At 39.7% G+C, this 23,446-nt stretch carries 21 protein-coding genes, 9 tRNA genes and 3 rRNA genes; 23 read left to right on the forward strand and 10 right to left on the reverse strand.

Annotated features, from left to right (window positions below):
* Positions 1 to 25 precede the first annotated feature (25 nt).
* Both cysK and BTR42_RS03070 read right to left on the reverse strand, forming a co-directional pair.
* Positions 26 to 955 carry a cysteine synthase A gene (gene cysK / locus BTR42_RS03065; protein WP_012961540.1) on the reverse strand — a complete coding sequence of 310 codons (930 nt, stop codon included), beginning with the start codon at positions 953 to 955 and terminating at the stop codon, positions 26 to 28.
* A gap of 103 nt (positions 956 to 1,058) precedes the next feature.
* Complete coding sequence (locus BTR42_RS03070) at positions 1,059 to 1,685, reverse strand: YigZ family protein (RefSeq protein ID WP_074658787.1); 627 nt, start codon at positions 1,683 to 1,685, stop codon at positions 1,059 to 1,061.
* 56 nt (positions 1,686 to 1,741) lie between these two features.
* Here BTR42_RS03070 and BTR42_RS03075 point away from each other — a divergent pair, with 56 nt between their 5' ends.
* The 14 genes from BTR42_RS03075 to BTR42_RS03145 all read left to right on the forward strand — a co-directional run bounded on the left by BTR42_RS03075 (position 1,742) and on the right by BTR42_RS03145 (position 10,354).
* Positions 1,742 to 3,043, forward strand: a complete 1,302-nt coding sequence (locus BTR42_RS03075) for an ATP-dependent helicase ComFA (protein ID WP_074658789.1) — start codon at positions 1,742 to 1,744, stop codon at positions 3,041 to 3,043.
* Positions 3,040 to 3,702 carry a ComF family protein gene (locus BTR42_RS03080; RefSeq protein ID WP_077496365.1) on the forward strand — a complete coding sequence of 221 codons (663 nt, stop codon included), beginning with the start codon at positions 3,040 to 3,042 and terminating at the stop codon, positions 3,700 to 3,702. The genes BTR42_RS03075 and BTR42_RS03080 overlap by 4 nt, the downstream gene beginning before the upstream one ends.
* Positions 3,703 to 3,777: 75 nt before the next feature.
* Complete coding sequence (gene hpf / locus BTR42_RS03085; RefSeq protein WP_003063557.1) at positions 3,778 to 4,326, forward strand: ribosome hibernation-promoting factor, HPF/YfiA family; 549 nt, start codon at positions 3,778 to 3,780, stop codon at positions 4,324 to 4,326.
* Between the two features lie 502 nt (positions 4,327 to 4,828).
* Positions 4,829 to 6,377, forward strand: a 16S ribosomal RNA gene (locus BTR42_RS03095).
* A gap of 57 nt (positions 6,378 to 6,434) precedes the next feature.
* Positions 6,435 to 6,507, forward strand: a tRNA-Ala gene (locus tag BTR42_RS03100).
* Between the two features lie 144 nt (positions 6,508 to 6,651).
* A 23S ribosomal RNA gene (locus tag BTR42_RS03105) occupies positions 6,652 to 9,550 on the forward strand.
* A gap of 82 nt (positions 9,551 to 9,632) precedes the next feature.
* A 5S ribosomal RNA gene (gene rrf, locus BTR42_RS03110) occupies positions 9,633 to 9,748 on the forward strand.
* Together the 16S, 23S and 5S rRNA genes with 8 tRNA genes alongside form the textbook arrangement of a ribosomal RNA operon.
* 4 nt (positions 9,749 to 9,752) lie before the next feature.
* A tRNA-Val gene (locus BTR42_RS03115) sits at positions 9,753 to 9,825 on the forward strand.
* Between the two features lie 22 nt (positions 9,826 to 9,847).
* Positions 9,848 to 9,920, forward strand: a tRNA-Asp gene (locus BTR42_RS03120).
* A 3-nt stretch (positions 9,921 to 9,923) separates the two neighbouring features.
* Positions 9,924 to 9,996, forward strand: a tRNA-Lys gene (locus BTR42_RS03125).
* Positions 9,997 to 10,005: 9 nt separating this feature from the next.
* A tRNA-Leu gene (locus tag BTR42_RS03130) sits at positions 10,006 to 10,087 on the forward strand.
* A 14-nt stretch (positions 10,088 to 10,101) separates the two neighbouring features.
* A tRNA-Thr gene (locus tag BTR42_RS03135) sits at positions 10,102 to 10,174 on the forward strand.
* 24 nt (positions 10,175 to 10,198) lie between these two features.
* Positions 10,199 to 10,272: transfer RNA gene (locus BTR42_RS03140), tRNA-Ile, on the forward strand.
* A gap of 10 nt (positions 10,273 to 10,282) precedes the next feature.
* A tRNA-Glu gene (locus tag BTR42_RS03145) sits at positions 10,283 to 10,354 on the forward strand.
* 278 nt (positions 10,355 to 10,632) lie between these two features.
* Here BTR42_RS03145 and BTR42_RS03150 read toward each other — a convergent pair.
* From BTR42_RS03150 to recX, 3 genes are all read right to left on the reverse strand, one after another.
* A complete protein-coding gene (locus tag BTR42_RS03150) occupies positions 10,633 to 10,944 on the reverse strand; it encodes a DUF960 domain-containing protein (protein ID WP_009853578.1) in 312 nt (103 codons plus the stop codon).
* A gap of 58 nt (positions 10,945 to 11,002) precedes the next feature.
* Complete coding sequence (ntdP, locus tag BTR42_RS03155) at positions 11,003 to 11,536, reverse strand: nucleoside tri-diphosphate phosphatase (RefSeq protein ID WP_003063565.1); 534 nt, start codon at positions 11,534 to 11,536, stop codon at positions 11,003 to 11,005.
* A gap of 86 nt (positions 11,537 to 11,622) precedes the next feature.
* Positions 11,623 to 12,399, reverse strand: a complete 777-nt coding sequence (recX, locus tag BTR42_RS03160; RefSeq protein ID WP_077496367.1) for a recombination regulator RecX — start codon at positions 12,397 to 12,399, stop codon at positions 11,623 to 11,625.
* Positions 12,400 to 12,470: 71 nt separating this feature from the next.
* On the opposite strand from recX, the gene BTR42_RS03165 reads away from it, so the two are divergent.
* Positions 12,471 to 13,415 (forward strand): DNA-binding protein, encoded by a 945-nt coding sequence (locus tag BTR42_RS03165; protein ID WP_077497996.1) that lies wholly within the window; start codon positions 12,471 to 12,473, stop codon positions 13,413 to 13,415.
* Positions 13,415 to 14,767, forward strand: coding sequence for a 23S rRNA (uracil(1939)-C(5))-methyltransferase RlmD (rlmD, locus tag BTR42_RS03170; RefSeq protein ID WP_077496369.1), 1,353 nt, complete (start codon positions 13,415 to 13,417; stop codon positions 14,765 to 14,767). Before BTR42_RS03165 ends, rlmD begins: the two co-directional genes overlap by 1 nt.
* Positions 14,768 to 14,978: 211 nt before the next feature.
* Here rlmD and BTR42_RS03175 read toward each other — a convergent pair whose 3' ends face one another.
* A complete protein-coding gene (locus tag BTR42_RS03175) occupies positions 14,979 to 16,196 on the reverse strand; it encodes a helix-turn-helix transcriptional regulator (protein WP_077496371.1) in 1,218 nt (405 codons plus the stop codon).
* A gap of 141 nt (positions 16,197 to 16,337) precedes the next feature.
* Between BTR42_RS03175 and BTR42_RS03180 the strand changes: the two genes are divergently transcribed.
* The 3 genes from BTR42_RS03180 (at position 16,338) to BTR42_RS03190 (ending at position 18,169) form a co-directional block, all read left to right on the forward strand.
* Positions 16,338 to 17,288 carry a carboxylesterase family protein gene (locus tag BTR42_RS03180; protein WP_077496373.1) on the forward strand — a complete coding sequence of 317 codons (951 nt, stop codon included), beginning with the start codon at positions 16,338 to 16,340 and terminating at the stop codon, positions 17,286 to 17,288.
* 111 nt (positions 17,289 to 17,399) lie between these two features.
* Positions 17,400 to 17,972, forward strand: a complete 573-nt coding sequence (locus tag BTR42_RS03185) for a GNAT family N-acetyltransferase (protein WP_012961552.1) — start codon at positions 17,400 to 17,402, stop codon at positions 17,970 to 17,972.
* A gap of 126 nt (positions 17,973 to 18,098) precedes the next feature.
* Positions 18,099 to 18,169, forward strand: a tRNA-Thr gene (locus BTR42_RS03190).
* Positions 18,170 to 18,213: 44 nt separating this feature from the next.
* Here the strand turns inward: BTR42_RS03190 and pnuC are convergent.
* The 4 genes from pnuC to BTR42_RS03210 form a co-directional block, all read right to left on the reverse strand.
* Positions 18,214 to 18,921 (reverse strand): nicotinamide riboside transporter PnuC, encoded by a 708-nt coding sequence (gene pnuC / locus BTR42_RS03195; protein ID WP_077496375.1) that lies wholly within the window; start codon positions 18,919 to 18,921, stop codon positions 18,214 to 18,216.
* 6 nt (positions 18,922 to 18,927) lie between these two features.
* Entirely contained in the window at positions 18,928 to 19,566 is a 639-nt protein-coding gene (locus BTR42_RS03200) for a deoxynucleoside kinase (protein WP_077496377.1), read from the reverse strand.
* Between the two features lie 381 nt (positions 19,567 to 19,947).
* Entirely contained in the window at positions 19,948 to 20,454 is a 507-nt protein-coding gene (locus BTR42_RS03205; protein ID WP_013642751.1) for a GNAT family N-acetyltransferase, read from the reverse strand.
* Between the two features lie 45 nt (positions 20,455 to 20,499).
* Positions 20,500 to 21,267, reverse strand: a complete 768-nt coding sequence (locus BTR42_RS03210; RefSeq protein WP_077496379.1) for a nucleoside phosphorylase — start codon at positions 21,265 to 21,267, stop codon at positions 20,500 to 20,502.
* Between the two features lie 216 nt (positions 21,268 to 21,483).
* Here BTR42_RS03210 and BTR42_RS03215 point away from each other — a divergent pair, with 216 nt between their 5' ends.
* The 4 genes from BTR42_RS03215 (at position 21,484) to BTR42_RS03230 (ending at position 23,444) form a co-directional block, all read left to right on the forward strand.
* Complete coding sequence (locus BTR42_RS03215) at positions 21,484 to 21,738, forward strand: DUF1912 family protein (protein WP_003063586.1); 255 nt, start codon at positions 21,484 to 21,486, stop codon at positions 21,736 to 21,738.
* Position 21,739: 1 nt separating this feature from the next.
* Entirely contained in the window at positions 21,740 to 22,057 is a 318-nt protein-coding gene (locus BTR42_RS03220; RefSeq protein WP_077496381.1) for a helix-hairpin-helix domain-containing protein, read from the forward strand.
* A gap of 246 nt (positions 22,058 to 22,303) precedes the next feature.
* Complete coding sequence (locus BTR42_RS03225; RefSeq protein WP_077496383.1) at positions 22,304 to 22,873, forward strand: flavin reductase family protein; 570 nt, start codon at positions 22,304 to 22,306, stop codon at positions 22,871 to 22,873.
* On the forward strand, positions 22,866 to 23,444 hold the full coding sequence (locus BTR42_RS03230) for a GNAT family N-acetyltransferase (RefSeq protein ID WP_077496385.1): 579 nt from the start codon (positions 22,866 to 22,868) through the stop codon (positions 23,442 to 23,444). The genes BTR42_RS03225 and BTR42_RS03230 overlap by 8 nt, the downstream gene beginning before the upstream one ends.
* The last annotated feature ends 2 nt before the right edge of the window (positions 23,445 to 23,446 follow it).

Below are 23,446 nucleotides of genomic sequence, written 5' to 3' on the forward strand. Positions count from 1 at the left end.
AGGAAAGTTAACATAATTGGTGACATTAGTCGTTAAAATCATAAAGAGATGTTGAAAGGTAACGTTCACCGTTATCTGGGAGAAGTGCGAGAACCTTTTTACCTTTACCAAGTTCTTTTGCTTTTTCAATAGCTGCATAAATAGCTGCACCAGAAGAAATACCAGCAAGGAATCCTTCTTTTCCACCGAGATTGCGGCTAGTAATGATAGCATCGTCAGAAGCTACACGAATAACACCGTCATAAGCTTTGGTGTCAAGAGTGTCAGGGATGAAACCAGCTGAAATACCTTGGATTTTGTGTGGACCAGGTTTTTCACCAGAAAGCACGGCAGATTCATCAGCTTCAACAGCATAAACTTGAACGTTAGGATTAGCTTTTTTAAGAGCATGAGAAACACCTGAAACTGTTCCACCAGTACCAACACCAGAAACAAAGGCATCAAGACCCGTTGGACCAAAAGCTTCGATAATTTCAGCACCTGTTGTATCTTCGTGCACAGCAGGGTTAGAAGGGTTAGCAAATTGAAGAGGCACCCAACCATTTTTTTCTTCAGCAATTTCTTTTGCTTTGGCAATAGCCCCTTTCATTCCTTCACTTCCAGGAGTTAAAACGAGTTCAGCACCATAAGCTTGAATAATTTTGCGACGTTCAACACTCATTGTTTCAGGCATAACGATAATCACTTTGTAGCCTTTAGCTGCGCCAACCCATGCAAGACCAATTCCTGTATTTCCAGAAGTTGGTTCAACAATAATATCGCCTGGTTTGATTGTGCCTGCTTTTTCAGCATCTTCAATCATACGAAGGGCAATACGGTCTTTGACAGAAGAACCAGGGTTGAAAGCTTCGATTTTAACATAAACATCAGCAGCATCTTCAGGGACAATGTTGTTAAGTTTTACGATTGGTGTATTTCCAATTAATTCAGTAATTGAATTGTAAATTTTTGACATATGTTCACCTCTTATTGATTTAAAAATTTATAGATAAAAGTATATGCCTAATCAATTCCTTTGTAAAATACATATTTCTTATCAAGGTGATAAAAAAATACTATCACAAGGGAACTTCGACAATTTTTGAACCTGATTTAGTAAAGTCAACTTTGCCTTGGTAAAATTCAATCAAACGCCCACTAACTTCTTTAACATTGTCAGGGTCAAGGTAAATATAGGTTGTGACATTTTCAAGAAATTCTGTATCAAATTCTTGCAGGTTTTCAGCCTGTAAAAAGTTAGTAAAGGTTTGGTATTGAGGATAAGAAAGGGTGATTTTGAGCCCCTCTTGCTCTTTTACCTCAACCAGACCAATTTCCTTGAGAGCATTAGCAACACTGCCTGAATAAGCCCGAATAAGCCCACCAGCACCTAATTTAATACCACCAAAATAACGTGTCACAACGGCAACAACGTTGGTCAAGCCTTGTTTTTCTAGAACAGTTAGCATTGGAACACCAGCAGTTCCACTTGGCTCACCATCATCGCTAGAACGCTTGATTTCAGCATGTTCACCAATAATCATAGCCGAGCAAGAATGTGTTGCTTTATAATGTTCTTTTTTGATTTGTGCAATTAATTGACGTCCCTCTTCCTCTGTGTCAACTCGTTTTAACTGACAGATAAAGCGTGACTTTTTAATTTCTTCTTCAAAAATACCATCATTTTTAATCGTTTTATAGTTCATACCAAAATTTTACAAGATTTTAAGCTATTTAGCAAAATTTTTCGAATAAATAAAGTATGGATAAACTGGATAATTATTATGGAAGACTATTTACACAAGCTCAACTTTCGGATGCCTTAAAAAAGCATGCTAAACAGTTGCCAGCAATGACAAAATTAAATCATCATTATGTTTGCAATCGTTGTGGTAGTCAAGTGTCTTTACAAAATAAACTTCAAACAAACGTTTTTTATTGTCGAAATTGCCTTGTTTTTGGAAGAAATACGAGTAATGGACATCTCTATTATTTTCCACAAAAACGTTTTTCTAAAAAAGATTCTCTTATTTGGAAAGGAAAATTGACTCCTTACCAAGATGACGTTTCAAAAGGGATGTTAGAAGGCATTGATGCTAAGAAAGACCTACTTATTCATGCTGTTACAGGTGCTGGAAAAACAGAAATGATTTACCAATCTGTATCCAAAATAATTGATGACGGTGGTTGTGTTTGCCTAGCAAGTCCGCGAATTGATGTTTGTCTGGAGCTTTATAAACGCTTGTCACGTGATTTTTCGTATCCGATTACATTGCTTCATGGAGATTCTGAACCCTACAAACGTGCCCCTTTAATCATTGCCACAACACATCAACTTTTAAAATTTTACCAAGCTTTTGATTTGTTAATTATTGATGAAGTTGATGCCTTTCCATTTGTGGATAATGCCGTGCTTTACCATGCTGTTGATAAAGCTATCAAACCTAATGGAACCAAGATTTTTTTAACAGCGACATCAACAGATGAATTAGATAAAAAAGTAAAAACAGGAACTCTGACCAAATTGCACCTTGCTCGACGCTTTCATGCCAATCCATTAGTTGTGCCACAAAAAATCTGGTTGTCTGGCGTTTTATCCAATATGCAAAAGAAGAAAATTCCCCAGAAATTAATAAATCTTCTAAAAAAACAACGTCAAACCTGCTATCCTTTGCTAATTTTCTTCCCAAATATCGAACAAGGAGAAGCCTTTACTCAAATTTTACAAACTTACTTTCCAGAAGAACAAATCGCTTTTGTGTCTAGTAAAACAGAAAATCGCTTAGAAATTGTAGAAAAATTTAGGAAACAAGAACTTTCTATTTTGGTAACAACAACCATTTTAGAACGTGGTGTCACTTTCCCATGCGTAGATGTTTTTGTAGTGCTTGCCAATCATAGATTATACACCAAAAGCGCGCTAGTTCAGATTTCAGGGCGAGTTGGGAGAGCAGCAGAGCGTCCAACAGGAGAACTGTTATTCTTGCATGACGGTAGCACTAAAGAAATGAGAAAAGCTATTGCTGAAATTAAAGCGATGAATAAAAAAGGAGGATTTGCATGATTTGCCTGCTCTGCGGACAAGAATTTTCCAAAAAAGAACAATTTTTAAACCTCATCTTAATGAAGAAAGATGACAACGGCGTTTGTCTGGAGTGTCAAAAAACATTTGAAAGAATAGGAGATGTTCATTGCCCTAACTGCTGCCGAAATGGATTTTCTCAGCAATGTCCAGATTGTCAAGCATGGGAAAAACAACATCATCACGTCTCTCATGAAGCGCTTTTTACCTACAATTCTTCAATGAAAGATTATTTCTCAAAATATAAATTTCAAGGAGATATCCTTTTAAGTCACGTTTTTTCAAAAGAACTCAAACAAGCATTAAAAAAATATAAAAATTATACCTTTGTTCCAGTTCCCATAAGTCCAAAACGGCTAAAAGAAAGACAATTTAACCAAGTAACAGCGCTTTTACAAGCAGCTAAAATCTCCTACGAAGACTTACTAATCAAGAGAGAAATCAGTAAACAGTCCGATAAAACACGAAAAGGGCGCCTAGAAACTCTCAATCCTTTTTCTTTAAAAAATGTTTCAAAGGTGCCAGAAAATGTCTTGATTATTGATGATATTTACACAACTGGCGCCACTTTAAAAGGAATATATCAACTTTTCTATGAAAATGGCGCAAAAAATGTAAAAAGTTTTACGATTGTGCGGTAAATGCTTGCAAATTTTCATGAAAGCAGTATAATAAAGGAGTAAAGAAAGCGCTTTATAGCGAGAAAGAGGTGTTTTATGATTAAATATAGTATTCGTGGAGAAAACATCGAAGTAACTGATGCTATCCGTAACTATGTCGAATCAAAACTCGGAAAGATTGAAAAATACTTCCATGCTGAACAAGGTTTAGACGCTCGCGTTAACCTTAAAGTTTATCGTGAAAAAACTGCCAAAGTTGAAGTGACCATTTTAGTTGATTCTATTACGCTAAGAGCAGAAGATGTCTCACAAGATATGTATGGTTCAATTGATTTGGTAACTGACAAAATTGAACGTCAAATCCGTAAAAACAAAACAAAAATTGCTAAAAAGCATCGTGAAAAATTACCAGCTAGTCAAATTTTTACAAGTGAATTTGAAGCAGAGCCTGTGGAAGAAGGACCAGTGGTAAAAGTTGTTCGTACGAAACACGTTAGTCTAAAACCTATGGACATCGATGAAGCGCTTCTTCAAATGGATCTTTTAGGACACGACTTCTTTATCTACACAGATGCAGAGGATGGTGTTACAAACGTTCTTTATCGTCGTGAAGACGGTGAACTTGGCTTAATTGAAGCAAAATAATTTACTAACAAATCAGAAATCCGCAATTTGCGGATTTTTTATTAAGACCAAAATATCAATGATAATCTGCATTTTTAAGTGTTAATTTAAGACATTGAGATAAGTTTTTATTCCTAAGAGTCTGAAAAATACCAAAAAAGATATTGACAAAATAGGTCATGAAATGATAAGCTATTATGGCTGTCAATTGAGCAGCGAATTTATCAGCAATCAAGAATTGCAACCTTGAAAATTTTTTGAAAAAAGATGTTGACAAAAAATTTCTTGGATGATACACTAATATAGCTGTTGTCCGAGAGGGGTGCGGCGGAAATCGGATTGAAACAGAGTTGAAAAAAACTTGAAAAAGTAGTTGACAAGCTGTTTCAGATTTGATAGAATATAGAAGTTGTCTCGCAAGAGGCAAAGACCTTTGAAAACTGAACAAGACGAACCAAACGTGCGGGTTGAGAAATCGACCTGTTAAGAAAATAAATCTGTCAGTGACAGAATGAGAACAAGATTAAATGAGAGTTTGATCCTGGCTCAGGACGAACGCTGGCGGCGTGCCTAATACATGCAAGTAGAACGCTGACTACTTTAGCTTGCTAGAGTAGAAGGAGTTGCGAACGGGTGAGTAACGCGTAGGTAACCTGCCTACTAGCGGGGGATAACTATTGGAAACGATAGCTAATACCGCATAACAGTGTTTAACACATGTTAGATGCTTGAAAGATGCAAATGCATCACTAGTAGATGGACCTGCGTTGTATTAGCTAGTTGGTGGGGTAACGGCCTACCAAGGCGACGATACATAGCCGACCTGAGAGGGTGATCGGCCACACTGGGACTGAGACACGGCCCAGACTCCTACGGGAGGCAGCAGTAGGGAATCTTCGGCAATGGGGGCAACCCTGACCGAGCAACGCCGCGTGAGTGAAGAAGGTTTTCGGATCGTAAAGCTCTGTTGTAAGAGAAGAACGTGTGTGAGAGTGGAAAGTTCACACAGTGACGGTAACTTACCAGAAAGGGACGGCTAACTACGTGCCAGCAGCCGCGGTAATACGTAGGTCCCGAGCGTTGTCCGGATTTATTGGGCGTAAAGCGAGCGCAGGCGGTTTAATAAGTCTGAAGTTAAAGGCAGTGGCTTAACCATTGTTCGCTTTGGAAACTGTTAAACTTGAGTGCAGAAGGGGAGAGTGGAATTCCATGTGTAGCGGTGAAATGCGTAGATATATGGAGGAACACCGGTGGCGAAAGCGGCTCTCTGGTCTGTAACTGACGCTGAGGCTCGAAAGCGTGGGGAGCAAACAGGATTAGATACCCTGGTAGTCCACGCCGTAAACGATGAGTGCTAGGTGTTAGGCCCTTTCCGGGGCTTAGTGCCGCAGCTAACGCATTAAGCACTCCGCCTGGGGAGTACGACCGCAAGGTTGAAACTCAAAGGAATTGACGGGGGCCCGCACAAGCGGTGGAGCATGTGGTTTAATTCGAAGCAACGCGAAGAACCTTACCAGGTCTTGACATCCCGATGCTATTTCTAGAGATAGAAAGTTTCTTCGGAACATCGGTGACAGGTGGTGCATGGTTGTCGTCAGCTCGTGTCGTGAGATGTTGGGTTAAGTCCCGCAACGAGCGCAACCCCTATTGTTAGTTGCCATCATTCAGTTGGGCACTCTAGCGAGACTGCCGGTAATAAACCGGAGGAAGGTGGGGATGACGTCAAATCATCATGCCCCTTATGACCTGGGCTACACACGTGCTACAATGGTTGGTACAACGAGTCGCAAGTCGGTGACGGCAAGCAAATCTCTTAAAGCCAATCTCAGTTCGGATTGTAGGCTGCAACTCGCCTACATGAAGTCGGAATCGCTAGTAATCGCGGATCAGCACGCCGCGGTGAATACGTTCCCGGGCCTTGTACACACCGCCCGTCACACCACGAGAGTTTGTAACACCCGAAGTCGGTGAGGTAACCTTTTAGGAGCCAGCCGCCTAAGGTGGGATAGATGATTGGGGTGAAGTCGTAACAAGGTAGCCGTATCGGAAGGTGCGGCTGGATCACCTCCTTTCTAAGGAAAAAACGGAAGCACGTTTGGGAAGTCTTGTTTAGTTTTGAGAGGTCTTGTGGGGCCTTAGCTCAGCTGGGAGAGCGCCTGCTTTGCACGCAGGAGGTCAGCGGTTCGATCCCGCTAGGCTCCATTGAATCGAAAGATTCAAGATGATTGTCCATTGAAAATTGAATATCTATATCAAATTCCACAATTAGAAATAATTGTAGAAAGTAACAAGAAATAAACCGAAACGCTGTGATTTAATGAGTTTAAGGTCAGAAGACCAAAATAAGGTTAAGTTAATAAGGGCGCACGGTGGATGCCTTGGCACTAGAAGCCGATGAAGGACGTGACTAACGACGAAATGCTTTGGGGAGTTGTAAGTAAACATTGATCCAGAGATGTCCGAATGGGGGAACCCGGCATGTGATGCATGTCACTCATTACTGTTAAGGTAATGAAGAGGAAGACGCAGTGAACTGAAACATCTAAGTAGCTGCAGGAAGAGAAAGCAAACGCGATTGCCTTAGTAGCGGCGAGCGAACTGGCAAGAGGGCAAACCGATGTGTTTACACATCGGGGTTGTAGGACTGCGTTGTGGGACGCAAGATTATAGAAGAATTACCTGGGAAGGTAAGCCAAAGAGAGTAACAGCCTCGTAATCGAAATAGTCTTAAACCCTAGCAGTATCCTGAGTACGGCGAGACACGAGAAATCTCGTCGGAATCTGGGAGGACCATCTCCCAACCCTAAATACTCTCTAGTGACCGATAGTGAACCAGTACCGTGAGGGAAAGGTGAAAAGCACCCCGGGAGGGGAGTGAAATAGAACCTGAAACCGTGTGCCTACAACAAGTTCGAGCCCGTTAATGGGTGAGAGCGTGCCTTTTGTAGAATGAACCGGCGAGTTACGATATGATGCGAGGTTAAGTTGAAGAGACGGAGCCGTAGGGAAACCGAGTCTTAATAGGGCGGCTTAGTATCATGTCGTAGACCCGAAACCATGTGACCTACCCATGAGCAGGGTGAAGGTGAGGTAAAACTCACTGGAGGCCCGAACCAGGGCACGTTGAAAAGTGCTTGGATGACTTGTGGGTAGCGGAGAAATTCCAAACGAACTTGGAGATAGCTGGTTCTCTCCGAAATAGCTTTAGGGCTAGCGTCGATGTTAAGTCTCTTGGAGGTAGAGCACTGTTTGATTGAGGGGTCCATCCCGGATTACCAATATCAGATAAACTCCGAATGCCAATGAGATATAATCGGCAGTCAGACTGCGAGTGCTAAGATCCGTAGTCGAAAGGGAAACAGCCCAGACCACCAGCTAAGGTCCCAAAATATATGTTAAGTGGAAAAGGATGTGGGGTTGCACAGACAACTAGGATGTTAGCTTAGAAGCAGCTATTCATTCAAAGAGTGCGTAATAGCTCACTAGTCGAGTGACCCTGCGCCGAAAATGTACCGGGGCTAAAACATATTACCGAAGCTGTGGATACCTTTTAGGTATGGTAGGAGAGCGTTCTATGTGTGAAGAAGGTGTACCGTGAGGAGCGCTGGAACGCATAGAAGTGAGAATGCCGGTATGAGTAGCGAAAGACAGGTGAGAATCCTGTCCACCGTAAGACTAAGGTTTCCAGGGGAAGGCTCGTCCGCCCTGGGTTAGTCGGGACCTAAGGAGAGACCGAAAGGTGTATCCGATGGCCAACAGGTTGATATTCCTGTACTAGAGTATATAGTGAAGGAGGGACGCAGTAGGCTAACTAAAGCGTGCGATTGGAAGAGCACGTCTAAGCAGTGAGGTGTGATATGAGTCAAATGCTTATATCTATAACATTGAGCTGTGATGGGGAGCGAAGTTAAGTAGCGAAGTTAGTGATGTCACACTGCCAAGAAAAGCTTCTAGCGTTAATTATACTCTACCCGTACCGCAAACCGACACAGGTAGTCGAGGCGAGTAGCCTCAGGTGAGCGAGAGAACTCTCGTTAAGGAACTCGGCAAAATGGCCCCGTAACTTCGGGAGAAGGGGCGCTGGCTTAGAGTCAGCCGCAGTGAATAGGCCCAAGCAACTGTTTATCAAAAACACAGCTCTCTGCTAAATCGTAAGATGATGTATAGGGGGTGACGCCTGCCCGGTGCTGGAAGGTTAAGAGGAGCGCTTAGCGTTAGCGAAGGTGTGAATTGAAGCCCCAGTAAACGGCGGCCGTAACTATAACGGTCCTAAGGTAGCGAAATTCCTTGTCGGGTAAGTTCCGACCCGCACGAAAGGCGTAATGATTTGGGCACTGTCTCAACGAGAGACTCGGTGAAATTTTAGTACCTGTGAAGATGCAGGTTACCCGCGACAGGACGGAAAGACCCCATGGAGCTTTACTGCAGTTTGATATTGAGTATCTGTACCACATGTACAGGATAGGTAGGAGCCTACGAAATCGGGACGCTAGTTTCGGTGGAGGCGTTGTTGGGATACTACCCTTGTGTTATGGCTACTCTAACCTAGATAGGTAATCCCTATCGGAGACAGTGTCTGACGGGCAGTTTGACTGGGGCGGTCGCCTCCTAAAAGGTAACGGAGGCGCCCAAAGGTTCCCTCAGAATGGTTGGAAATCATTCGCAGAGTGTAAAGGTATAAGGGAGCTTGACTGCGAGAGCTACAACTCGAGCAGGGACGAAAGTCGGGCTTAGTGATCCGGTGGTTCCGCATGGAAGGGCCATCGCTCAACGGATAAAAGCTACCCTGGGGATAACAGGCTTATCTCCCCCAAGAGTTCACATCGACGGGGAGGTTTGGCACCTCGATGTCGGCTCGTCGCATCCTGGGGCTGTAGTCGGTCCCAAGGGTTGGGCTGTTCGCCCATTAAAGCGGCACGCGAGCTGGGTTCAGAACGTCGTGAGACAGTTCGGTCCCTATCCGTCGCGGGCGTAGGAAATTTGAGAGGATCTGCTCCTAGTACGAGAGGACCAGAGTGGACTTACCGCTGGTGTACCAGTTGTCTTGCCAAAGGCATCGCTGGGTAGCTATGTAGGGAAGGGATAAACGCTGAAAGCATCTAAGTGTGAAGCCCACCTCAAGATGAGATTTCCCATGATTTAATATCAGTAAGAGCCCTGAGAGATGATCAGGTAGATAGGTTAGGAGTGGAAGTGTGGTGACACATGTAGCGGACTAATACTAATAGCTCGAGGACTTATCCAAAGTAACTGAGACGAATTGACAGCGCGTCGGAAACTTGTTAGAATATATAGGTATTCAATTTTGATTGGATAATCAATCAGAGTTAAGTGATGATAGCCTAGGAGATACACCTGTTCCCATGCCGAACACAGCAGTTAAGCCCTAGAACGCCTGAAGTAGTTGGGGGTTGCCCCCTGTTAGATATGGTAGTCGCTTAGCAAAAGGGAGTTTAGCTCAGCTGGGAGAGCATCTGCCTTACAAGCAGAGGGTCAGCGGTTCGATCCCGTTAACTCCCATTAAGAAGGTAAATATACCAAAGGTCCCGTGGTGTAGCGGTTATCACGTCGCCCTGTCACGGCGAAGATCGCGGGTTCGATTCCCGTCGGGACCGTTAGACTCGTTAGCTCAGTTGGTAGAGCATCTGACTTTTAATCAGAGGGTCACTGGTTCGAGCCCAGTACGGGTCATATTAATATGCGGGTTTGGCGGAATTGGCAGACGCACCAGATTTAGGATCTGGCGCTTAACGGCGTGGGGGTTCAAGTCCCTTAACCCGCATTAATAAGAAAGTAGCCGGCTTAGCTCAGTTGGTAGAGCATCTGATTTGTAATCAGAGGGTCGCGTGTTCAAGTCATGTAGCCGGCATAACCTTTTATAATTGTAGCGTTCGGGCGCATAGCTCAGCTGGTTAGAGCGCACGCCTGATAAGCGTGAGGTCGGTGGTTCGAGTCCACTTGTGCCCATTAGAAATATGGTCCGTTGGTCAAGGGGTTAAGACACCGCCTTTTCACGGCGGTAACACGGGTTCGAATCCCGTACGGACTATTTTATTTATTTTTTAAAAAGGTTGAGGAAGACTACTTGGTCTTCTTTTTTGGTTTTGTTTCGATTTTTAGTAGTTGGGATTCTACTTAAAAGTTACAGAGCTTTTTTGAGCTGTGCTGTTTCGAATGGTTCCAAAACAATGCTAACACAGGCGGACAAAAACTATTTTGTTTTAAATATATAAAAACTCTCTACACAATTTGTACTGAATCCAAAAGTTAGGCATAAAATCTAACGATTGGGGTGTAGTTCAATTAGTATAGTAGAGAGTTTTATTATTAATCAAGTTCGTGTGGGAGTAGGAGTGTTTCTACGCCTGCTTGGTCAATGATGTGTACGATTTCTGGGAAAAAGGGATCAAACGGGAAGTTGTAATCAAAACCAATGAAGATTTTTCGTTTGCTGTCGTGATATTCAAACGTTACATTGTTATGATTATTAGCTAGTCTAAATGTTAAAATTGGGTCAAGTGGAACAACATTTTTTAGGTAGTGGTCTAATAAATCCCAAAATGTATCTATAATTTCATGTGGTAAGCTAGTAGCGACGCCAAAGCTTGCGTAACGTTCTTTGGTTTTTTCAAATGCCATTGTGAGTTACTCCTTTCAAGTAGTGTAAAAGCACTCCAAAAAGGAGTGCTTGCAACTTTTAACGATTCTTCAGTTCAAGATAACGTTTGTACCAAATATTAATATAGGCTTGTGAAAACGGTCCTTTGCCATTATTAATCCAGTCAACGAGAATTTTGACATTCTCTTTTAGAATAAAATCAATGTCTGGAGAGTAGCCCATTTCTTGCTTATGTAATTCGTACTCATCGACGTCAAGTAGTCTTTTTTCTCCATCTGCAAAAACTTTGACGTCTAAATCATAGTCAATATACTTAAGAGCCTCCTCATCCATAACGTATGGACTGGCAAGATTGCAGTAGTATGAAACACCGTTATCTCTTATCATAGCAATAATGTTAAACCAGTATTTTTTATGAAAATAAAGGATAGCTGGTTCTCGCGTAACCCAACGTCGCCCATCACCTTCTGTGACTAGTGTATGATCGTTAACTCCTATAACAGCATTATCTGTTGTTTTTAGTACCATAGTGTCGCGCCATGTACGGTGCAAACTACCATCATGCTTATAACTTTGAATTGTAATAAAGTCGCCTTCCTTAGGTAATTTCATGCCTTACCAACTTTCTACAATTAAACTTATCTGTTATAGTTTATCATAATTTTCTGAAAAAAGACACTTAGAAATGTTATTTATTTCTATAAATAGTCTCTGAGGGCGCTGGCTATGTCATCAAAACTGAAGCCTTTTCGTGCGAGTGACTGGGTTAGTCGTTGTTTTAATTCGTAGCCGTCATATTTTTTACTATATTTTCGGTATTGTTTATCGAGTTCTTTATAAAGTAATTCAAATTCTTGTTCGTTATCTTTTTCAACTTCAAGGTTTTCAAAAGCTATTTTGGCTTCTGAGTAGGAAAAACCTTTATTCATCATATTTTGAATGATTTTATCTTTAAGTGTTTTTGTTGAGAGTTTATGCTGATATTTTCGGAGAAGTTTTTGCGCTACTTTTTCGGAGAGAGGTGAGAAGTCTAAATTGGCTAATTTTTGGTCAATGAGTTGGGAATTAATTCCTTTTTGAATGAGTTTTTGTTTTAAAACGTAGGTACCTTTGTCACCTGTATTGAGATTTTGTGATAAATACGTCTCAACGTATTGCTCGTCGTTAATCCAGTTTTCTTTTTTGAGATTTTCAAGAATTTCAGGGATATAAAGGCTGTCAATATCATGCTGTTCAAGGTATTTTTTGACTTCGGCAGCTGTACGTTGTTTAAAAGAAATGTGATAAAGCGCTAGATTTTTGCCATAAGAAAACTGAGCAAACTTTTGAATGTCTTTGAGTGTTGCTTCGTCAATTTCCATATTTTTACTTAACATGAAGTGAACAATAGTGTCTTCTGTAACGTAAAGTTTATCATCAGCGTCGATTTCTAAAAGATAAAGTCGTTTTTTCTTTTCAATTTTAGTGATTTTCATATATTCATTATAACAAAAATGTTAAAATAGAAGGGATTAGAATTAAAGTGTAGAGATGGGAGGGTGAGATGATGAAAGGTGATAAGAATAAAATAATTGATTGGGAGACAATTCTTCAGAAAAAAGAGCTTTCTGAGTTAGCAGGGGAAGATTTTTGGGATTTGGATGATTTCATGTTTGACGATGATGTGCTTGATTTTGCTGGCAAAAGAGATGAACAAGTTGTACCTAGAGATGTTCGGTTATCGGATGATTTGTATTTTGATATCAAGGCTCTTGAAGAGATGCTCGATTCTTTGGCTGGGAATTCTGAACAAATGTCTTTTGCTTTTTTTAGTGAAAAATTGAGATTAGCATCGCTTTATAAGGTAAATGGACTTTATCAGAAGGCTTTAACACAGTTTGAGGAGTTAAATAAATTTGATGAAAATGGTGACCATGGTTGTCATTATGAAATTGTGTCACTTTATATTTTGATGTCGGATTATGCTTCAGCTAAGGCTTTTTGTGAGAATTGTGTTTCTTATGAACATGATTATTTGCTACAAACGCTTCTTTTGATTGGTGCGATTCTTGCGGATGATGATTTTACTGCTCATGAATTGCTCAAACGATTATTTGATGAAGTTGAGGGATTTGAGGACTTTTGTTTACGTTCGGATTTGTCATTGAGCAAGGTCTTGGCAGAAGATGATTCTGGTTTAAAACTTGAGTATGCTGAAAATGATATTGAGGTTGTTTATGCGGCGTTTCGTCTTGTTTTGCCGTTGGTGGAGAGAGCAGCAAGTTATCTTTCGGGGTATTTGAGCAGTTATTGTTTGGATACGGTAATGGATATACTGTTGGATGAGCTTGATTTTTTGACGACAGCGCAGCTTGATGTCTTTGAAGAAAATGGTATTTATAGCATCAATGATTTCAAGGTATGGTCTGAAGAAGAGATTTTGGATTTGCCGAAAATTGGAAAAATTACGATAGAAAATTTAAAAGATATAGGAGTCATATTTAGTCACTAATGAATTTAAAAGTAAAGCAAAAAATTCCTTTGAAAATTAAGCGTATGGGAATCAATGGTGAAGGGATTGGATTTTATAAGAAAACCTTGGTGTTTGTCCCGGGTGCTTTGAAGGGTGAGGATATTTTTTGTCAGATTACAGCGGTTAAACGTAATTTTGCACAAGCAAGACTGATAACCATTAATAAAAAATCGAAATTTCGTGTGGAGCCCGCGTGTCCGATTTATCGAAAATGTGGTGGTTGTCAAATCATGCATCTTCGTTATGATAAGCAGTTAGAGTTTAAGGATGATTTGATTGCTCAGTCGTTGAAAAAATTTAAGCCTGCTGGCTATGAGAATTATGATATTCGCCATACGCTTGGTATGGAGGTGCCATATCATTATCGTGCCAAGTTGCAATTTCAAACACGTTCATTTAAAGGAAGTGTAAAATCTGGTCTTTTTGAAGAAGGTAGTCATCGTTTGGTTGATATTAGAGATTGCTTGGTGCAAGATGAATTGACGCAAGCGATTATTAATCGTGTGACTGAACTTTTAGAAAAGCACCACATTCCAATTTACGATGAACGTAAAATTGCTGGGGTGCGTACGGTTATGATTCGTAAAGCTATTGCGACCAATCAAGTGCAGTTGATTTTTATCACTAGTCGAGATGTTTTTTTAGTCCCTGTCATTAAGCAATTAACAGCTGAATTTGACATGATTAAGGGAATTGCTGTTAATGTTAACCGTTCTAAATCAAGTGAAATTTATGGTGAAAAAACTGAAGTTATCTGGGGAAATGCTGATATTTCCGAGGAAGTTTTAGATTATCAATTTTCGCTTTCGCCACGAGCTTTTTACCAGTTGAATCCACAGCAAACAGAAGTGTTGTATGGCCAAGCTGTTGCAGCGCTTGATGTTTCAGAAAATGACCATGTTATTGATGCTTATTGCGGTGTTGGGACAATTGGTTTTGCATTTGCAGCTAAGGTGAAGAGCGTTCGCGGTATGGATATTATTCCAGAGGCGATTGCTGATGCCAAGAAAAATGCGCAGCGTATGGGCTTTGAGAATACTCACTACGAAGCTGGGCGCGCAGAGGATATTATTCCTAAGTGGTACAAGGAAGGTTACCGTGCAGATGCTTTGATTGTTGACCCACCACGTACGGGACTTGATGATAAGCTTTTGGATACTATTTTGAAATATCAGCCTGCTAAAATGGTTTATGTGTCATGTAATACTGCAACGTTAGCTCGAGATTTGGTCAAGTTGAGTAAAGTTTACGACGTTCATTACATTCAGTCGGTGGATATGTTTCCGCATACCGCACGGACAGAAGCGGTAGTGAAATTAGTGCGTAAGTGATTTCTATTTTGGGCAAAAGCCTGAAATCAACTACTCCTACATATAGCAAATACGGACAGAAGCAATGGCAAGTTGATGCGTGAGTGAAAAATGGATGATTGACTAAGAAGTAACTATAATAATAAACAAAAAAGCTGAGCGCTTTGTACTGCTACTAATTGTTAGAGTTTTTATCTAACTTTTGGTGTGGTACATTGTCTCAGTTTTTTTGTTATTTTAATCGTACTCGATATTGTTTTGGTGTGATTCCATAGGTTTCTTTAAAACGTTCTGTGAAATGGCTTTGGCTAGAAAAAGCTAACAACTCTGAGATTTCCTGAATCGAAATGTTTGTTTGTATTAATAGGCGACAAGATTCTTTTAATTTTTCTTGTAGGATATATGCTGCTGGTGTCAGGTTTAAGTCTGCTTTAAAATAGTGAGTGAGGCTAGAACGATTAACACCGACTTGTTTAGCTAAATCACTAACCGTTAGGGCTTGATTAAGCTGGGAATGGATAATATCAACAGCTAAGTGTGTATAATAGGAAAGGTCAGCAAGACCTTTTTTCTGTTGCACTTTTTGACAAATCTCTCGTAAACACTTGTGTTCGTAATTTTCAATTGCTTGTATTGTTTCCAGCTGGTCCATTTGTAAATAAAAATAATCTCCCAGAACTTGCATAGATTGCCAAGGAATTCCCGCAGAAATGGCTGCATTTTGTCCTAATGTAATATTGGCAATAAAATGATAACGGGCTTGTTGAAGTTGAGAGTGGCTTAGTTGCCGAATATTAGTATTTGGAGCTTGGAGCAAGTGTTCAAGCTCATACAGGTTGCCTGAAGCAATCGTTTGGAAGATAGCTTCTTCTTTGGTGGGAGTTTTGGGAGTATTTGCTGGAAGAGGTGTTTGCTGACTCAATTCAAAAGCATTAGGGGATTTTTCTTGCGATAATTGATGGCGTTCTTGGTGGGAATTTTGATAGTGAATATTTAGTCCTTCAGGCATTTCTTGGTGATAGAGGAAATAGGCTAATTCTCCAAAGGCTTTTAATTGTGCTAAATTTTGACACGGAATAGACAGTAATAAACGATGAAATGCTGTTATATGTTTAGAAGTAAAGCCGATATTTGGCTCGTGGACGAAATCTAAAGAAGCTTCGGGGTGTGTGCGAATCGGAGCTGTCACAAAAATAGTTTGTGGGTCTAATTTCCAGATAACAGAAAAAACAAGAGGAGCTCTTTCAAATAAACTAACGCCGTCAAAATAGTGCTCCCTATCTGTGGGAGTTCCTCGATTTTGTTTCCAAAAGTTAACGTCGTAAAACTTTTCTAATCCCACAGGAAATGAGTAAAATGGACCGTCTTTCAATGAGAAAAGCGTAAACGGAATTTGGCTCATCTCATAAAGATTTTGAAATCTTTTTAGGGTATTTTGTGATAAATTCATAGGTATTTCTTTCAAATATAATAAAAAATAAACAAAAATGATAATAACTTTATTGTATATAAACTATAATAAGCTTGTCAATTGAAAGACACAACTCACTATGAAAGGAATTTGCAATGACAAAAAAAAGTTAAGAAGAAAATGGCGTTATGGAAGAAAATAATTCTTGGTGTTTTAATTGCGCTTTTGGTAGCTTTGATTGCAACTTGGTCAACATTTTCTTACTATATAGGTGTCCTTTTGGCGGCACATAGTAGTTCTGTTCAGTCTTTGAAGTCTGAGGTCGCCGATAAATTTACAACGGGAACTTATACTGATAGTGAAACAGGGTTAACGATTAATTATAATCTTTATGTGCCAGAGGATATGACAAGTGATGAGACTGTCCCTATGGTGGTCTTTATTGCAGACTCGAGTTCGGCTGGTGATTATGAAACAACAGCGCCACTTTATCAAGGGTTTGGTGGTATGATTTGGGCGAGTGATAGTGAGCAAGCTAAGCACAAGAGTGCTGTCTTGGTACCACAATACCCAGAAATCATCTTAGATGACCATGATGGTTATACCATGACTGATTATGTAGAAGCAACGGCACGGATGATTGAGTCAGTTGCTGGAGAAAATCAAGTGGATACGAATCGGATTTATGGAACTGGTCAATCTATGGGAGCTATGACTACAATGTATCTTCAAGCTACGCATCCTGATTTGTATGCGGCGACCATTTTAGTTGATGGTCAATGGGATATTTCGACATTATCTGGTTTGCAAGATGCGACATTTACTTATTTTGCTGCTGGTGGTGATACGCGTGCGGTAACTGGTCAAACAGAAGTCAAAGACATGCTAAGTGAAGCAGGAATTAGTTATGGCGAATTAACGGATGTGGATGCACAGGCGGATTCAAGTGAGCTAAATACGCTTGCAAATGATATGTATAGTGATAATTATAAACAAAATTTCATTACTTATACGAAAGGCTCAGTATTGCCATGGTATGTCCCAACAGGTGCTGAGGAACACCTGTTATCGTTTAACTATGGTTATACTATTGAGGCGGTGCGTGATTGGTTATTCGAACAGAGTAAATAACGTTTTAAGAGTAGAAAATAGCTAACGAAAGATGTCACTTTATTTTTGACAGTAAAGGATTTTCTCGATATACTGGTGAAAAATTACGTTCGAGAGGGTATTTTGGGAAATATGACAGTTATCATTCGTTTGGCTCGTTTAGAGGATGCCAAAGATTTACTTGCTATTTATCGTTATTATGTTGAAAAGACGGCTATTACTTTTGAGTATGAGGTGCCAAGTTTAGAGGAATTTCAGGAACGAATGCGCTCTATTATGGCTTTTTATCCGTATTTGGTAGCAGAAGAGGCAGGGCAGATTTTGGGTTATGCTTACGCGTCATCTTTTCATCCAAGAGCTGCTTATGCTTGGTCGGCTGAGGCAACGGTGTATTTGGACAAGGCTGCGCGTGGAAAAGGTGTAGGACGTCAAATTTACCGTGCTTTGGAAGAATACTTGATAAAAATGGGAATTTTGAATCTCAATGCTTGCATTGCTTCAACTGAGACAGAAGATGCTTATTTGACAAATGGCAGTGAAAAATTCCACCGTGCCCTTGGTTACCAGTTAGTCGGAAAATTTCATCAGTCTGGCTATAAATTTAACCATTGGTATGATATGATTTGGATGGAAAAAATGTTAGGTGAGCACGATAACCATGTAAAACCTGTCAAATCAATTCATGAAGTTACACAAAAAGCTTAACTCATATTCTGAGTTAAGCTTTCATTTATAAACATGAAATGCAGGTTTAGTGGAGTAGTTTGACAAGAATGAGTTCGGTAACTTTTTCTTGCTAGGAAAGTGATTTCATGTTACTATAAGTAGGTAGCCGCTATAGTTAAATGGTATAATAGAGCAATGGTAATGCTCCGTTCCGAGTTCAATTCTCGGTGGCGGCAAAGATAGTTTGGAAGCCTCGCGTGAGGCTTTTTTTAGTGGAAATTTAAGCTTGTCCTTTGCCTTTCTTCCAAATCATAATCCCAACCAATCCTTGAGCAAACATGCCGAGGTAGCTGAAAGCGACGATTTGGTTTCCAATGGAAATAAATAGTATAAAACTAAGAAAGTCAACCAAAAGCCAAATGTAGTAGCCATCAAGGTGCCCTTTTACTTGTCGTTGTTGGGCGGTGAATGATAGTCCGTTTGTCAAAGCATCGAGGACAATTTTTTGTCCACCCATCCAGTAAGACAGAAAGCCAAGTCCAATTGTCCAAAAGAAGATAGCGAGAAAGACGTCTTTGGCTCCGAATTTTTTATCGACAACAAGTTCACCATTATCATTACGGCGTTTTTTCCAACTGTAATGCCCGATAAATTCGGTTACGAGGTAATAAAAACTTGTAAACATATCACCGTAAATGCCTTGCATTCCAGCAACTAAAATCCCAGCGACGTTTTGAATCCCATTTGCCTTAAAGGTGTGTTGCCATTGGAGCGCCAAAGTCCATGTTCCGATAAAGCCAAAGATTGACATGATAATTGAGAGAGTATTTAAGGTGGTAAAATCACCTGTGACTAGTGTCGATAACATGCCATAGAGGGTAAAGCTAAGTGACGCCAGAAAAGCGATAATGACAAACAGTTTTTCTTTAGTGTTTAGGCGATTCCATGCAAGGTTGAAAGAATTTTTAAGTGATAATTGTTTTTTCAAAAAATGTTAATCTCCAATTCCAATTGATTTCATTTCTTGACGGATCATTTGATAAACTTTTGCCCAGTCCTCTGATTTTGTAACATCGATATGGTCGGTGTTGATTTTCATTTTAGGACTGTATTGGTAGTTTTCATACCAGCTGTTGTAGTGTGTGTGAAGGAGTTTGTAGTAATTAGTGAGCCCGTTAGCATTATCAGGCTGTTCAAAATCACGTCCACGTTTTTTGATGTTGTTCATGATGTGGTCAAAACTGCCTTCGAGGTAAATGAGCAAATCAGGGGATTTTTTAGGAAGTCCGTCAATCTCCTCCATCATGTTATCTAACAATTCTAGGTAAATCTTATATTCTTGTTCGCTGATACTGCCTTGAAGGGTATTGATATACGTAAAGAGAGCATCTTCGTAGATGGAACGGTCTAAGACATTATTATCAGTATCATAAGCTTTTTTTATGGCTTTAAAGCGTTTATTTAGAAAATAAATCTGCAAAGCAAAGCCGTATTTTTCAGGGTCTTCATAATATTTATCTAAAATAGGGTTGTTATCAACAGGTTCAAAGAAAGCTGTTGTGCCTAATTCTTTGGCTAAAAGAGAAGTATAGGTAGTTTTTCCAACTCCTATCATTCCTGCTAGAATAATCACGATGGTAATGCACCTCCAATATGCTAATGTAAGTGAGAATAGTTATGGAAATAGATTTGAGCATCTATTTAAAAAATGGTAGTAAATGTTTGGTGGAAGTTATGGTATTGTGGAAATAAGAAGATAGCCTCCTTTCTCTAAGTATTATCTATGTAGTGGCAAGAAATCGTTCTTGTTGAAACTGCATATTAAACACAATATCTTGTGTTCTGTATAAAATCTTAGCACTATATTTTGTGTTTTGCAAGACTTGAAAATTATTATTTTTGTGCTATACTGATTACTTTTATCTGAACGGATAGCTTGAACAAAATAACAAAAAGCCTCCTGCTAGGTTACCATAAAGGTAATATCAGAATGCTTTTATTGATGTGAATCTGCTTAATCAGGCAGTTTGGTTAAGTCGTAATAGTGTGGAATAATGTCCTCGTACTCATTGTTTTTATTGAGGAATCCTGCAGGAATCGTTCCAAGTTGGTGGAAGCCTAGTTTTTGATAGAGGGCAAGTGCGGCTTGGTTTGATTTGACAACGGCATTGAATTGAAGAATTCTAAATCCTAATTTTTTAGCAGTCACCATAGAATGGCGGACGAGTTTTTCACCGATATGTTGTCCACGAAAATGACTATCAATAGCGTAGCTGGTGTTGCAAATATGTCCACAACGTCCCACATTATTTGGGTGAAGAATATACAGACCGACAATTTGTCCAGTATCCGCTTGGTAGGCAACGCCTGTGTAAGTTTGGGCTTTGAAAAAGGCTTTTCCTGTCTCAAGGGTTAAGGTTTCAGTTTGTGGAAAGGCTACTCCGTCGGTCACGATTTGATTCCAAATCGCAATGGCTTGAGCGGTATCTTCGTCAGTAAATGATTTAAATTGAATGTCCATGTTTCTCCTTTTTTCGGAAAAAAAGTTATCACTATTATAATGATTTTAACGGAATAATTCAACGGCAAAACTTAAAGCAATGTTTGCAATACGGTCTTTGGTTTCAAGGTCAGCATCGTTAGCCAAAGTTCGAGGTTCCCAAGTTTCAACGTCTAGATTGTCAGCCGAATAAAAGAATTGAAAATGATTAATCTTGCGGAAGTTGGCAAATGCGGCAATCGCAGAGCATTCCATATCAACGGCGATAGCACCTTGTGTCTTTCGATTTGCCGTCTTTTGATGGGTTTCACGGTAAATACCGTCAGTTGTCCAAACCTTTCCTTCTGTATAGGAGATATTTTGCGCGTCAAGAAACTGTTTAAACTGTTTGCGATAGGTGTGATTGAGCGCAATTTCACTTGTTGGCGGAGCGTAGTGATAGCTTGTGCCTTCGTCGCGAATAGCGCTTGTAGGAATGATGATTGACGTTTCTTTGATACTGCTATCTAGGACACCACACGTACCAAAAACAAGGATATTTTCAGCGCCCATAGCAATAATATCCTCTAAAATAGCAACACAGCCACTTGCTCCAACATAGGAGTTGAAAAAAGCAATTTTTTGACCCTGAAAATTTAGCTCATAGATTGGAATTTCCAAATTTGCGACACTTGTTTTTGCGATTTCACGGTGAGGAAATTCAGCTAAGATTCGTGCGAAAGTTCCTCTTGCAAAACAGGTCACAGCTGTCTTTGGAAAATCTGGCAAAGCTTGGATGACATCCCCTGGGTTAATAATCGCCGTTTGCTTATGGTCAAATTGTGATAAAATCATGCCAACACATCCTCCTTGAATTTCAAAATATTTTTAACATTTTACTTAAAAACTCTGGAAAAAACAAGATAATTCACTAAAAATGATGGTTTTTCTGAAAATTTCCCTGTAAAAAGAAATGATTCGTGGAAATCATGTTACAAATCCTTTACAAACTTCTCTTTTTGCCTATGTTTGTGTTATAATATGACCTAGGAAATCAGACGAGAGGTGTTTATGACTTACGAACAAGAATTTTTAAAAGAATTTGAAGCTTGGGTAGATTCACAAATCGCAATCAACGAAATGGCGATGGAAGCTAGTCGTAAGATTGTGGAAGAAGATAAGGATGAACGCGCAGCTGATGCCTACATCCGTTATGAAAGTAAGTTAGATGCTTACAAATTTATCCAAGGCAAATTTGCTAATTATAAAGCCGGAAAAGGTTTCCACGAATTACCAGATAATCTTTTAGGGGAGAGAAATTACTAAAATGGCAAAGAAAAAGAATCGAAAAAAAGAGTACTTATTGAAATTGAAACGCGCAGGTATTATCAAAACAGCTGCAACAGCAACTGTTAAAGTAGCTACTAATGTTGTTTCAAAAGCGACTCTTAGTTTGGAAGAATTTTCAGCGATTTCTGCCGTAGAAGGCATTCGACCAAAACTTATTGAAACACTTTACAATGAAGGGATTAAATCAGTTTCTGATTTCAAAAACTTCACTGAAAAAGACGTTTTGGCCTTTAAAGGAATTGGTCCAGCAACTGTTAATAAATTGAAAGAAAATGGCGTAGCTTTCAAAGCTTAATCTATTTGCGTTAGCTGACTAAATCTGTTAAAATAAAAACATTCAGAGGTGTCTTAAAGACCATTTGTTACAGAAAGCGGTGTGGTTGAGAAATCCGTACAAATGTTAAGGCTGGTTGCTGAACGTTGTAACTGAATAATCAAGTTGCGAGTGCTAGTCACTCGAATGTGGGTGGTACCGCGGATTTATAAAAAGTTCGTCCCTGTCGAAAGACAGGGGCGATTTTTTGATTGTAGGTGTTAACAGATGAAAAAAACGTTTAATACTTCAAAATTTTATTATGCTTTTCCGATTTTTATATTAGGTTATAAAGATGAAAAATTTTCCTATAACATTACGACATGCAGTTCATCGTTTAGTCTGGGTGATATGGTAGTTATTGGGATGTTTAAGGGGAGTAATGCAGTTAAGCAAATTAGTAAATTTAAAGAATTTACGATTAATATTCCAACTAAGGAACAAGGTTTTTTAATGGAAAAAGCCGGTTTCTTAACAAAAAGAGATAAGTTGACATTATTATCAGTTCCTTATGAATTATCCTCTGTAATAGATGCTCCATTATTAGAAAAATGCCCTGTATCTATGGAGTGTCGGGTAGAGCAGATTCAAGAATTTGGTGAGTATGTCAATTTTACAGCTCATATTATTAATCGTTGGTGTGATGAGACATTACTTGATACTAAAGGGAATTTTAAGAGTGCTATATTCTCTCCAATTGAGTATATTGGTGATGAAAAGCGACGTGTTTATCGTTATTTAGATGACAAGAATAGTGATAAACTAGGAACTTTTATAAGGAGTTCAAAATATGATTAAAATTTTAGGTCAGATTAAGGACAGTAAACGTCCTGATATTGAGACAGAACGGCTATATTTACGCCCACGTCTGGTCTCAGATGCTGAGGATATTTTTGCTTATGCGAGCTTGCCAGAAGTGACTTGGCCAGCTGGTTTTCCACCTGCAGAAAGTGTGGAAGCAGAGGCATATTATCTTGAAAACATTATGCCAAAGCGCTGGGTTGAGCGAAAGGTGCCGTCTGGTTATGGTATTTGCTTAAAAGGGACAAATAAAGTCATTGGCTCGGTTGATTTTAATAAGCGCCATGCTGATGATGTTCTTGAAATGGGCTATCTGCTTCATCCAGATTATTGGGGTCAAGGACTCGTGCCAGAAGCTGCGCGTGCGTTGTTGGAAGTTGGATTTACCCTACTCAATCTCCACAAAATTGAAATTGAATGTTATGGTTACAACAAAGCAAGCCAACGTATTGCTGAAAAACTAGGTTTCACCCTCGAAGCTCGAATCCGTGACCGCAAAGACGCACAAGGAAAACGTTGTGACCTATTGCGCTACGGACTATTAAAAAGTGAGTGGGAGGGGAGATGATT

Source organism: Streptococcus gallolyticus subsp. gallolyticus DSM 16831 (genome assembly GCF_002000985.1).
Lineage (GTDB): Bacteria > Bacillota > Bacilli > Lactobacillales > Streptococcaceae > Streptococcus > Streptococcus gallolyticus.

Bases quoted from the DNA above. Each gene is read 5' to 3' on its own strand.
- BTR42_RS03180 (WP_077496373.1), top strand. From the start codon at position 16,338: ATGGCGTTATGGAAGAAAATAATTCTTGGTGTTTTAATTGCGCTTTTG.
- hpf (WP_003063557.1), top strand. From the start codon at position 3,778: ATGATTAAATATAGTATTCGTGGAGAAAACATCGAAGTAACTGATGCT.
- BTR42_RS03075 (WP_074658789.1), top strand. From the start codon at position 1,742: ATGGATAAACTGGATAATTATTATGGAAGACTATTTACACAAGCTCAA.
- BTR42_RS03225 (WP_077496383.1), top strand. From the start codon at position 22,304: ATGAAAAAAACGTTTAATACTTCAAAATTTTATTATGCTTTTCCGATT.
- BTR42_RS03080 (WP_077496365.1), top strand. From the start codon at position 3,040: ATGATTTGCCTGCTCTGCGGACAAGAATTTTCCAAAAAAGAACAATTT.
- recX (WP_077496367.1), bottom strand. From the start codon at position 12,399: ATGAAAATCACTAAAATTGAAAAGAAAAAACGACTTTATCTTTTAGAA.
- BTR42_RS03220 (WP_077496381.1), top strand. From the start codon at position 21,740: ATGGCAAAGAAAAAGAATCGAAAAAAAGAGTACTTATTGAAATTGAAA.
- BTR42_RS03175 (WP_077496371.1), bottom strand. From the start codon at position 16,196: ATGAATTTATCACAAAATACCCTAAAAAGATTTCAAAATCTTTATGAG.
- BTR42_RS03205 (WP_013642751.1), bottom strand. From the start codon at position 20,454: ATGGACATTCAATTTAAATCATTTACTGACGAAGATACCGCTCAAGCC.
- ntdP (WP_003063565.1), bottom strand. From the start codon at position 11,536: ATGAAATTACCTAAGGAAGGCGACTTTATTACAATTCAAAGTTATAAG.
- BTR42_RS03215 (WP_003063586.1), top strand. From the start codon at position 21,484: ATGACTTACGAACAAGAATTTTTAAAAGAATTTGAAGCTTGGGTAGAT.
- BTR42_RS03210 (WP_077496379.1), bottom strand. From the start codon at position 21,267: ATGATTTTATCACAATTTGACCATAAGCAAACGGCGATTATTAACCCA.
- BTR42_RS03070 (WP_074658787.1), bottom strand. From the start codon at position 1,685: ATGAACTATAAAACGATTAAAAATGATGGTATTTTTGAAGAAGAAATT.
- rlmD (WP_077496369.1), top strand. From the start codon at position 13,415: ATGAATTTAAAAGTAAAGCAAAAAATTCCTTTGAAAATTAAGCGTATG.
- BTR42_RS03150 (WP_009853578.1), bottom strand. From the start codon at position 10,944: ATGGCATTTGAAAAAACCAAAGAACGTTACGCAAGCTTTGGCGTCGCT.
- BTR42_RS03230 (WP_077496385.1), top strand. From the start codon at position 22,866: ATGATTAAAATTTTAGGTCAGATTAAGGACAGTAAACGTCCTGATATT.
- BTR42_RS03185 (WP_012961552.1), top strand. From the start codon at position 17,400: ATGACAGTTATCATTCGTTTGGCTCGTTTAGAGGATGCCAAAGATTTA.
- cysK (WP_012961540.1), bottom strand. From the start codon at position 955: ATGTCAAAAATTTACAATTCAATTACTGAATTAATTGGAAATACACCA.
- BTR42_RS03165 (WP_077497996.1), top strand. From the start codon at position 12,471: ATGAAAGGTGATAAGAATAAAATAATTGATTGGGAGACAATTCTTCAG.